Source organism: Wolbachia endosymbiont of Kerria lacca, from assembly GCF_051602725.1.
Taxonomy (GTDB): domain Bacteria; phylum Pseudomonadota; class Alphaproteobacteria; order Rickettsiales; family Anaplasmataceae; genus Wolbachia.
This window is the reverse complement of the sequence record NZ_CP192272.1, coordinates 449136-460362: the sequence shown is the minus strand read 5'-3', so window position 1 is coordinate 460362 and position 11227 is coordinate 449136. Positions and strand designations below refer to the sequence as shown.

At 33.8% G+C, this 11227-nt stretch carries 4 protein-coding genes and 1 pseudogene; all 5 read left to right on the top strand.

The window, feature by feature from the left end; genetic code table 11:
- Window positions 1-184: 184 nt before the first annotated feature.
- The 5 genes and pseudogenes from ACQ4M0_RS02060 (at window position 185) to ACQ4M0_RS02040 (ending at window position 10796) form a co-directional block, all read left to right on the top strand.
- Window positions 185-1558, top strand: coding sequence for a hypothetical protein (locus ACQ4M0_RS02060; RefSeq protein WP_438456570.1), 1374 nt, complete (start codon window positions 185-187; stop codon window positions 1556-1558).
- A 39-nt stretch (window positions 1559-1597) separates the two neighbouring features.
- The gene (locus ACQ4M0_RS02055; RefSeq protein ID WP_438456569.1) at window positions 1598-8776 is read left to right on the top strand and encodes a tetratricopeptide repeat protein; all 7179 of its coding nucleotides are present in this window, start codon (window positions 1598-1600) and stop codon (window positions 8774-8776) included.
- A 49-nt stretch (window positions 8777-8825) separates the two neighbouring features.
- Entirely contained in the window at window positions 8826-9947 is a 1122-nt protein-coding gene (locus ACQ4M0_RS02050) for an IS481 family transposase (protein ID WP_438456568.1), read from the top strand.
- Window positions 9940-10176, top strand: a pseudogene (locus ACQ4M0_RS02045) (hypothetical protein); the annotation flags it as partial. The gene ACQ4M0_RS02050 and the pseudogene ACQ4M0_RS02045, both read left to right, overlap by 8 nt.
- Before the next feature lie 251 nt (window positions 10177-10427).
- Entirely contained in the window at window positions 10428-10796 is a 369-nt protein-coding gene (locus ACQ4M0_RS02040; protein ID WP_438456567.1) for an IS1096 element passenger TnpR family protein, read from the top strand.
- Window positions 10797-11227: the final 431 nt, after the last annotated feature.

Genomic DNA, 11227 nt, shown 5'->3' with positions numbered 1-11227 from the left:
AGGAAGAATTGGAATAATTTATAGTAAAACAAAATTTTAAAAAGCCCAACACAAAATAAAACAGCGAGAAAATAAAATATCATAATACACATAAAAATTACTTGCATTGCCGATTTTACTTATTAGCATATAGCTATATCTGGTATAATATTACATTTTCATTCAAATACAGGCAGGGGGTTTTATGCTGAAGGTTGAACATCCAACAGACTATCTAAAAGGGGTTAATTCAGAAATTGTTGATCTATTGAAGGAAGAACAGCGCATAGAGCAACAAGCCTGGAAAAGAAAATACATCTTAAACCGCTTAAAACGTTCTAATGACTATGAACAGAAGCATAGTTGGCAAACTCTTGAAGATGAAACAGCGAAAGTCAACTATGACTATTGGCTACAAAAGCATGATATTGCTCATATTGCAAGAACTTCGTATCAGTATGACCATGGATATGATGAGCAAGGTAGACAAACTCAAAGTGAAACCATATTTGAAATCTGTGATTTAAACACCTTAAATAATCAACTAGGACAATTTAAGGGTTACGTAGTTAATGGCGAAACAAGGCCTCTAACTTTAATTATCAATTTAAGCGCAGGACATTGGGTTACATTAATTGTTCAACATAAACTAGGTCATTACTACGCATATTACTCTAACTCATTAGGAGATAAGATTCAGGACAATGTTGAATCAGCCCTTAGGAATAAAATTAGTGCTAACGTTAAAATATTTGATTTAAAAATCAAGCAACAGGTAGATGGTAATAACTGTGGAATATTCTCATTGTTAAATGCTAATAAGATTAATGAATTATTAAAAGATAACAAGCCTCTCGACGAGGTGTATAGAGCTATAAGAGAAATAGAAAGTCCCAGTGATTTTTTGGTGGGTATGCGTAGGTCTTTTTCAGGGGAATTAAAGAAAGATTCTGAAAGACTTAAAACTAATATAAGAGATTTTGCATTAGGTCATAATATAGATATTAGAGAAATAAGTGATAGTGATATTAACCAGCCAAGTCAATCAAACTTAAAAAACAGTCAAGAGCTGGATCAATTATTCCGCAAAGCTATTGACAAAGGTTACATAAGAATTGCGGCATTTGCTGTAAAAATTGGAGTTAGTAATGATGTCATTCAAAATCTTAGCAATGATGAAAAGGAAAATTTCAAAAAATATATGGAGAAGCATGATCAACAATTTTCCCGAGATCATCAAGAAATCATAAATCTTCTGAAAGTTGAAGAAAGATCTGCATCAAGTAGACAACAATCAAGCAGTACCTTAGGACAACAGAAAAACAGAGAAAAACCTGTGGATCCAGCTAAATCAGATCGAGGACCATCAGAAAGTAGAATTGAGAGGTCTGATAGTCAAACTCAACCAGGATCCTCAAATGCTAATCAAGGTAATCAGCTAGATAATGCTCAGCCTGTATCAAGACAACAGTCACCAGGTTTGTCAGGTGATAGGTTAAAGAGATCTGATAATGATCCTAATCAGGCAGCCTCTTCTCAGCGATCTTCTCCTGACATTGATAGTGATGATGAAAGATAAAAAAATACGGAGCTATTTTCTGCTATAAAGAATGATAATATGCAAAAAGTTCAGGAGCTGCTGAAAGCAGGAGTAAAGGTTAGCATTATTGATAAAAATAATAAAGATAATACCCCTTTACACTATGCTATTGAAAGGGAAAAAGAAGAAATAGCTAAAAAACTACTGCAAGAGTGGAAGGCAGATATTAATGTTAAAAACAATAAAGGTGATACTCCTCTACATGTTGCTACTTCTAAAGGTAATAAAGAACTTGTGCAATTGCTTGTAAGTAAAAAGGCAAAGACTGATATCATAAATAATAATAATGAGACTCCATTAGATATTGCTAAAAAGCATGATACACCTAATGGACAAGATATTGTGCAAATATTAAAACCACATATTCAGTCAAACCTACAAGCTTCTGCTCGACAACCATCAACACAACACAAAAGAACTAGAACTGATTCTGAAGAAGTTGAATCAGAAGACAGTAGTCATAAAATGCCAAGAACTTCTCTTCAAGCAGCAGAAGAGTCTAGAGGAAGAAAAAGGACGCAAAATGAAGAGAATGAATTAGGAGCTGGTCAAGTAAAGAAGCTAAAGACTTCTGAAGGATATCGTGCTTCAGGGTTAAAAACATCTTTTCATGGTACTGTTTACCAACTAAAACTATTGATGCTCTTTTTAAAGCGTGGATTAGATCAAGGGTATTCTTTTAATTTAGCAACAGAAATGGATGCAGCCGAAAAGTTTGATGATGTAGTCTTTCAATATACCGAAGGTGGTGAAGAAGTATATCGCTTTTTGCAAGCTAAGCACAAACAGGATGATAATAAAAAAATTACTGTTAATGATTTACTCACAGAACAAGATGATGAATTTAGTCTACAAAAATATTTTATTTCTTATCGTAAAATCAAACAAAATCCAAAATTTAAAGGTTATAAATTAAAAGACTTTGTTATTTGCACAAATATTGATCTAGAGGAAAGTTTAAGAAATAGTTTTGAGCCAGTAGAAGGTGAAGATAATATTTTAAGGGTTAATAGTGAAAAGTCTGAGCGCTTAAAACTTAAAGTAGATAAATTTCCCAACGAGAAAGATCTAGTTTCAAGATTAAGAAAGACTTCAGAAATTAATAGGTTAGCAAAGAGACTTGCTAAATGTGTATTAGAAAACGACCCTTTGGATTTGAAAGATAACCTATTTCGATCTTACCATGGTGTACTAGGAGAAAAAGTAATTGATGTAAAAAACGTTGAACAAAGAGAAGAAAAAGACAACAAGGGAAAAGAGATAAAGAAAAGCTATGCTAAATTTCGTAGTAATTTTTTAGATGGAAGCTCACAAGAATTAGAAAACTTTAGAAGTGCCTTTTTAAAAGCATATCAAGAAATGTCAAAAGAGCAAATGAATGTGAATGAATTTTGGCAAAAGATGAAAGCAAGGGAATTACAAATATCACAAACTTTTGGAAAGGTGTTTGAGCTAGATATTAATCCTCAGCTTACTAACTCAGAAGTGTTTGCTAAAGCAATTGCAAATGCAATGAGTGTGGCTGAGCAGAGTGTTGTTAATATAAAAAGAGAAAAAGGGAAGGGTATTATTAAAGATAATATTAATAAATTAGCAGGACATGTATTAATAAAGAAAGGCGATAAAGAGAAAGATGCATATTATTTTAGTTCTACATTTTTTGATGATAATAATAAGTTACCGGGTAATTTAGAAAGTTTCAAGAACGAGCTAAAAGCAGAACTTGAAAGTAAAGTTATGGAGTTTGATAAGGATAAATATAAATTTCATATAGCCAATTTTAAAACATGTGAAGAAGAACAGCTGCACTTAAAAACTTTTTTGCCAGATGATTATATTGATGAAGAAGAAATAGATGACTTTCTAGATAAATTAGTATTTGCAGTTAACCAGCCTAATGAAGTTGAGCTTGGTGAAATTATTAAGGACGAGTTGGGTAAAGAATTTAACACAATTGATAGGAGAAATGTTTATGGGAGGTTCTTAGAGAAAATGCTCGATTGGATGAAAGACAAAAAAGGAAAGTTTTTCACACACGAGGAAGGAGAGGCTTTTTTTGAAGAAATAAAGAAAGAGATTCTAGGAGCAATTTGGTTTGATGTGAGATACCCAGTGGATTTATTTACTGGAAGAGAAGAAGAGTTGAAGAGTTTGCATAGCAAAATACAACGTAGCTCAGGGAGAGTAACAATAATATCACAAATGACTTCCATTAGTGGATTAGGTGGGATAGGCAAGACTGAATTGGCCAGAAAGTATGCTTATGATCATGAAAATGATTATGATGGCAATGTTATATGGATAAATGCTGAAAGCGAAGGAGCTATTAAATCATCATTTATTAGGCTGGCTAAGGATAAGTTAGGAATTAATACAAAAGATGCAGATCGAGAAAGAAAGGATATAAAATCCATCGTAGAAGATGTATATAGATTTTTTAGTAAGAGAAAAAGCTTGTTTGTCTTTGATAATGCTGAAAAAAATGAATATTTCAAGAAATTCTTACCACTACGTTCTTTAACAGCTGATGATAATAAGCCTTACATTTTAATTACTTCTAGAAATCGGGAATTAGAAGGAGAAGTTGTGAATCTGAATGAATTGAAACTAGAAGATGCTATAGAGTTTATAAAAAAAGGGTTGAGTATACCTAAAGAAGATAAATCACAAGATCAAGAAGTAGAAGGTTTGCTAAAAAAACTACAACGCTTTCCTTTAGCCATACAGCAAGCTATAGCATATATTAAAGATCAAAGAGTTACGAGAAAATTTGGAATTAATGATTATCTGCAAGAATATGAAAAAAAGGCAAAAGATTTACTTGACTCCGGAGTATTTCAAGGAATTGATAATGAATACGAAAGGACAACTTTTACAACTTGGGAAGTTACAATAGATAAAATAGCAAGTAATAAAGAATATGGTGAATTAGCTGTAAAAGTTCTTAATACTGTAGCTTATCTTGCACCTGAAGACATCAAAAGAGAGATGTTTTCGAAATTGGCAGGAAATGATGAGACAAAGTTGGAATCAGCTGTGCGCTTACTTGTCAGATATTCGATGGTAAATGGTGAGGAAAAGCAAAGTGTATTAAGTGTACATAGGTTAGTACAAGAAGTGACGAGAATAAAGTTAAAAGGACAGGATAAAAATGAGGAGGTTATAAAAAAGACTTTTGAATTATTAGGAAAAAGTTTCCCTTATGGAGAAGATAAACAGAAAGATTATGATAAAAAAAGGCAGCTATTGCCACATTTAGAAGCTCTATTGTCACATGTTGATGATTGGGCAGCGAAGAAACCTAAAGATAAAGAAGAATTAGAAAAAGATTATCTTGTGTATTTATTAACATGGATGAGTGATGGATACTCTGACTTAGGTAATCCTGAGAAACAAAAGGAGTTACTAGAGAGGGCTTTACCTATTCTTGAGAAATATTATGGAGGAGAGAATGTTGAAGTGGCTATCACTCTAGGAAACCTTGGTAACGCTTATGGAGATTTAGGTAATCCTGAGAAACAAAAGGAGTTACTAGAGAGGGCTTTAGCAATTGAAGAGAAATATTATGGAGGAGAGCATGTTGAAGTGGCTAGCACTCTAGGAAACCTTGGTAACGCTTATGGAGCTTTAGGTAATCCTGAGAAACAAAAGGAGTTACTAGAGAGGGCTTTACCTATTCTTGAGAAATATTATGGAGGAGAGCATTTTCAAGTGGCTAGGACCCTAGGAAACCTTGGTGCCGCTTATGGAGCTTTAGGTAATCCTGAGAAACAAAAGGAGTTACTAGAGAGGGCTTTAGCAATTGAAGAGAAATATTATGGAGGAGAGAATGTTGAAGTGGCTATCACTCTAGGAAACCTTGGTAACGCTTATGGAGATTTAGGTAATCCTGAGAAACAAAAGGAGTTACTAGAGAGGGCTTTAGCAATTGAAGAGAAATATTATGGAGGAGAGCATGTTGAAGTGGCTAGCACTCTAGGAAACCTTGGTAACGCTTATGGAGCTTTAGGTAATCCTGAGAAACAAAAGGAGTTACTAGAGAGGGCTTTAGCAATTGAAGAGAAATATTATGGAGGAGAGAATGTTGAAGTGGCTAGCACTCTAGGAAACCTTGGTAACGCTTATGGAGCTTTAGGTAATCCTGAGAAAAAAAAGGAGTTACTAGAGAGGGCTTTAGCAATTGAAGAGAAATATTATGGAGGAGAGCATGTTGAAGTGGCTAGCACTCTAGGAAACCTTGGTAACGCTTATGGAGCTTTAGGTAATCCTGAGAAACAAAAGGAGTTACTAGAGAGGGCTTTAGCAATTGAAGAGAAATATTATGGAGGAGAGCATGTTGAAGTGGCTAGCACTCTAGGAAACCTTGGTAACGCTTATGGAGCTTTAGGTAATCCTGAGAAAAAAAAGGAGTTACTAGAGAGGGCTTTACCTATTTTTGAAAAACACAATCATCCAGTTGTTGCTAGATTAAAAATAGAGTTAGAGAAATTAAGTAGCGTAGAATCATTACGCTATGCAGCACGAGAGGGTAACTTAAATAGGGATAATGGAGTTACGCAGCTTCATTACGCAGCACAGAATGGTAATGCTGAAAATATAAAGCTGCTATTAAAAAATGGTGCAGATATTGAAACCACTGATATTAATGGTTGGACACCTTTGCACGATGCTGCTCACAAGAATAGCTTAAATGCTGTCAGTGCTCTGTTAGATGGAGGAGCAAATATCAATGCTGTCAGTCAAGATAATAAGAAACCAATAGATTATACAACTTATGATTCAATTAAAAAAGTTCTTAAATCCACTCAGGAATTATTTGCTTCTATAAGACAAAAGCAAAATGAATCTAGAACAAAGGAGTTGCTTAGAAGAGGAGCAAGTGTTAACGCTGTTTCTGGTACTGATCGCTTAACAGTATCACATTTTGCTGTTTCTAATGGAGAATTAGCTGTTATTAAAGCATTATTGGAAAAGAGACCAAACATTAATGCTGTTGACGTAGATGGTTGGACACCGCTACATTATGCTGCCCAAGACGGCCACTTAGACATTGTAAAGTTGCTGTTAGATAGAGGTGCAGATCCTACTATTCGAAACAGTAATGAAAAAACTCCTCTACAATTAGCTGAAGAACATCTTAATCAAAATCCAGAAGTATACCAAGGTATTGTGGATATTCTTAAACAAAAATCTATACAACAAGGAGTTAAAGTTTCAGCTGAAGAATGTTTACCGAGCACAAGTTCAGGAAGGAGTAAGAGAGAAGCTATTGGTGAAAAGTGTTTATTCACCTGGGAAGACATAGATGAATTTAATGAAGAAAAAGACGATAGAAGAGATTTAAGTAAGATTAGGATAGATGGTGAAAAGTTTATCAGTTACATTAAAGATTTACCAGAGGAAAAGCAGAGTCAGCTAATTCAACTAGCAGACAAGGTAAAGGTTACCGGTGAATCTCAGAGTTTGGTTAATAAGCTGATTGGTAATCAAAAAGTCATAAGTCATCTAAATAGAGTGGGAAGAGTTTCCGGTATAACTATGCATGGAATGATGGCTAAAAATGTTCTCGCTGACTTTTTAAATAGTAATTATCAAGGAGTAGCAGTGAATGTTGGTTTTATAGCAGGTGGTCAAGGGTTTGCTAAAGTTGCTGAAGCTGCATCTCTTAAAGGATTAAAACTAGCTGAAGAAGGAAAATTATTGATTGGTCAGTCTTTAAAAGCAGCATCTCCTTTTCTTGCTCGAGGTACTTCTGCTTTTGTTATCTATGATCTAGTAAATCAGATAAAAGCATTTAAAAATGGTACAGAAGAAGCACTAGTTGGTGTAGTAGGAGATAGTATTTACTTGGGAGTTGACGCTGCAGAGATTGGTGTGGAAGTAGCTGAAGCTTTTGGAGTACTTGAAGGAGTATCAAGTGTTACTGGTCCTATTGGAGCTGCAATTGGCGCTGTAGTCTTTGTTGGCACTGATATTTATATGGCGGTGAAAAGAGTTGATAAAATTGATCAGATTGTTCATCTAACTGGTAATGAGAAGTTTGTTGAAGGTTTACGTGCGTTTATAGGTATGAAGCCTGAACAATATATAGAAGAGCTAATGGAGAAAAAACAACTTTATAATCAATTAGTTAAGCAAGGACTTGAGTATTTAAAGGGGCATAGCGATATTCAAAGCTATGTTTTTCCTACTACTGATAGTAAGTTTAAACCAGATTTAGATAGTAAAGTACTACTTGATAGAAAAAGGACAGGTATAAGATGGAGCAGAGCAAGACCGGATGATTTAAATGAAGGTCGAGTGTTTTGTCTGCCACAGGGAAATGATGAGCCTGCGCCGAATTATGGATCATATTTATGTGAAAATGCAATTGGTATATTCGCAAATAAAACAGGAGATCATACTTTAATTAATCTAGGAGAAGGTAAGGATTATGTAAAAGGATTTTTAAACAGTCCAAATATCTTTGTGGTGAATGACGGCTATAAGAAATTTACTGGAGGTAATAAAGATGATCTTTTTATCCTAATGGGAAATACCATTGAAGGAATGTTATACGGAGAAGGTGGCATTGATACCTTAGATCTGAGTGAATTTGCTCAAGAGGCTGTAAATGTCAACGTTTATTTGAATGCGAGCATTGGATATATCACATATGGGGATTCTCTTAGAAATGGACCTGATGTTCTTAGAATGGTTAAAATAGAAAGGGTTCTTGGTAGAAAAGCTAAGTCAGAACTTATATTTAGTTCATGTGATACACAGTTTTTAGATGGACAAGGCAGCGCTGCAAATAGTTCTGATGTTATAATAATAAAAAATGAAGTAGAAAATAACGTCTGCACTCATAAGGTACAAATTGTAGTCAGACCTAATACTAATATTCGAAATCAAGCTCATAAAGGAGAGTTTAATTATGTTATCTTGCCTGGAAAGGGGGAAGCAGTGGTTAATATATCGAGTTTGTTAGATGGTACACCAACTGATAGACATGACTTCTTCTTTAATTCTACGATTTCTGATCTTATTGGAATATACGTTCAAAATGTTAGTCAAGTTTTCAACCACACAGTAAAGAGTGTTACTTTTAGCTTCCTATCTGCTGAGGATAAGTTAGAAAGTTCGTTTGATAATCAATCGAACAGAGAAAGGTTTAATTTAACTATTTCAGATTGTATTAAACAAGACTTGATCTGACACTTTAAAAAAGTAAGTTATAAAATAATAAAAGAAAGGAGTGTTAGATATGAGTACGATACAAACAAAAATACTAAAACCAAAGTTAGGGTTATTAGAACTAGCAAAGCAATTAGGTAACGTATCACAAGCGTGTAAGGTGATGGGTTATTCGCGTGATACATTTTATCGATTTAAGGAGTTATATGAAAGTGGGGGAGAAGGAGCATTACATGAAATAAGTAAGAAAAAACCCCTATTAGCAAACAGAGTTTCCGAAGATATAGAAAGGGCAATAATTGGCATAGCTACAGAATTTCCAGCATATGGACAACAAAGAGCTGCAAATGAGCTGAGAAAAAGGGGTGTAATAATTTCCGAAGGTGGCGTAAGATCTGTATGGCTAAGAAATGACATTGAAACGTTCAAAAAAAGACTTAAAGCCCTTGAAGCAAAGGTTGCACAAGACGGCATAATTTTAACTGAAGAGCAACTTGCAGCATTGGAAAAAGTTAAAGAGCAAAGAGAAGCTCACGGTGAAATTGAAACAGAACATTCAGGTTATTTAGGGTCTCAAGATACTTATTACGTAGGCAATATCAAGGGCGTTGGGCGCATTTACCAGCAGACTTTTATTGATACATATTCGAGAGTGGCTTTTGCTAAGCTTTATACAGATAAAACTGCTATTACCGCTGCCGACTTGCTGAATGATAGAGTAATACCATTTTTTGATGTACAAAACGTGCCATTATTGCGCATTTTGACTGATAGAGGTACAGAATATTGTGGTAAACCAGAAAATCACGCTTATCAGCTTTATTTGGGAATTGAAAATATTGATCATTCAAGAACTAAAGCCAATTCACCACAAACTAATGGCATATGCGAAAGGTTTCATAAAACTATGCAAGATGAGTGTTACAATATTATCTTTAGAAAGAAAATCTACAGTTCTTTAGAAGATTTGCAGATAGATGTTGATCATTGGTTACGCTCTTACAATGAGACCAGGCCTCACTCAGGTAAATATTGCTATGGTAAAACGCCTATGCAGACTTTTCTTGATAGCAAACACATTGCTTTTCAGAAAAATATTAGTAACGTTAAACAAGAGACTGATATTAGTTTTCAATTCTTCTGTCAGTTAATTCGTTGCTGTCAGATTAAGTTGTGTCTAGTACACCTATAAAAGTGGTAAATTATCACTTACTGTTCCTCAAGAATTAAAAAATTATAAAGAGGGAGGTAGAAACTTATTTGATATTATTAGAGAATATTTTCAAAAATTCTGCAAAAAATTAGGATTTAAATTCGAGATAAAAACACAAAAAGTAGAGCATGATTTGGATGATTCGCTGAAAGTAAACAGTCATCTTGAAGGCATAAGAACGCCTATTTGTAGCAATAACCATATTTAAAAGTAAGTATCTGCTATAAGAATAAATCAAAGTTCAGTTAGTATAAGCATTTTTAAAGTATAGCATTTCTCGTGATATTCCAAATATGGTAAGATATGTGGGTAAGGTTATATTTGACTTGTGTTATTTTTTGCTATTGGTTAATTTAATGTAAGCTGAAGGTAAATTAAGTGGATAAGAAAAAAAAAAGCATACCTATTTAAAATTTCTCTAGATAAAAAAATCTATCGTGAGATGGCATTGAAAGGTACGTGTCTAGTCTTCATAAGTTTGCAGAAACTATCATAAATGCTTTTAATTTTGAGCTAGATCATTCATTTGGTTTCTATAGTAACATAAATGATATTTATAAAAGTAATGAAGTATATACTTTATTTTATGATACTGATTCTAGTCTGATTGTTATACCTAATGAAAAAAGCGTCAAAAATTCTTATATCTACAAAGTTTTTGAGCCAGGTAAAAAAATGATTTTTCTTTTTGATTATGGCGATAATTGGGAATTCTTAGTAGAATGTTGTGGCATCACTGAAGCAGAAACTGAAACAAGATATCCAAAAGTTACTAAAAAGCAAGTCCTCCACAATATCCTGATTATGATGATGAGTAATAGAGTTTAGGTGCTACCTCTTATCAAATTTTTCCTATTCTTTTTAATTTTGCAGTATAGCCCTTCTTATAGTAATCTGAATGAGATAAGATATGTGTTTATTTCTATATATAGGCCAATAGCATATTATGCTCTGTTCGGATTATTTTAAAAAGAGCTATACAATGCAACACTACTCACTGATAACGCTGTACCAACAAAATCAGCTAAGATTGCTTGTCTTTTATGGATTGTTTTTTTGTCTGTTGTATCGCCATCAAAACATACAGCTAAAGAGGTGCTGTCGTTTGCTTTTCTATTGAGAAGTTCTGGGCTTTTTTGCTGGTTTCACATGTAGGTTGAAGTATATTAGGATTATCATTATCTTTGTTAATATTTTTACACAATTGAGTGTCGATTTTTATAGCTTTTTCAGCATTAGTTTGTTCTTTTGCCTCAACA

What these genes read in the sequence shown, in the direction of transcription:
- ACQ4M0_RS02060 (WP_438456570.1), top strand. Translation starts at nt 185, where the DNA reads ATGCTGAAGGTTGAACATCCAACAGACTATCTAAAAGGGGTTAATTCA.
- ACQ4M0_RS02055 (WP_438456569.1), top strand. Translation starts at nt 1,598, where the DNA reads ATGCAAAAAGTTCAGGAGCTGCTGAAAGCAGGAGTAAAGGTTAGCATT.
- ACQ4M0_RS02050 (WP_438456568.1), top strand. Translation starts at nt 8,826, where the DNA reads ATGAGTACGATACAAACAAAAATACTAAAACCAAAGTTAGGGTTATTA.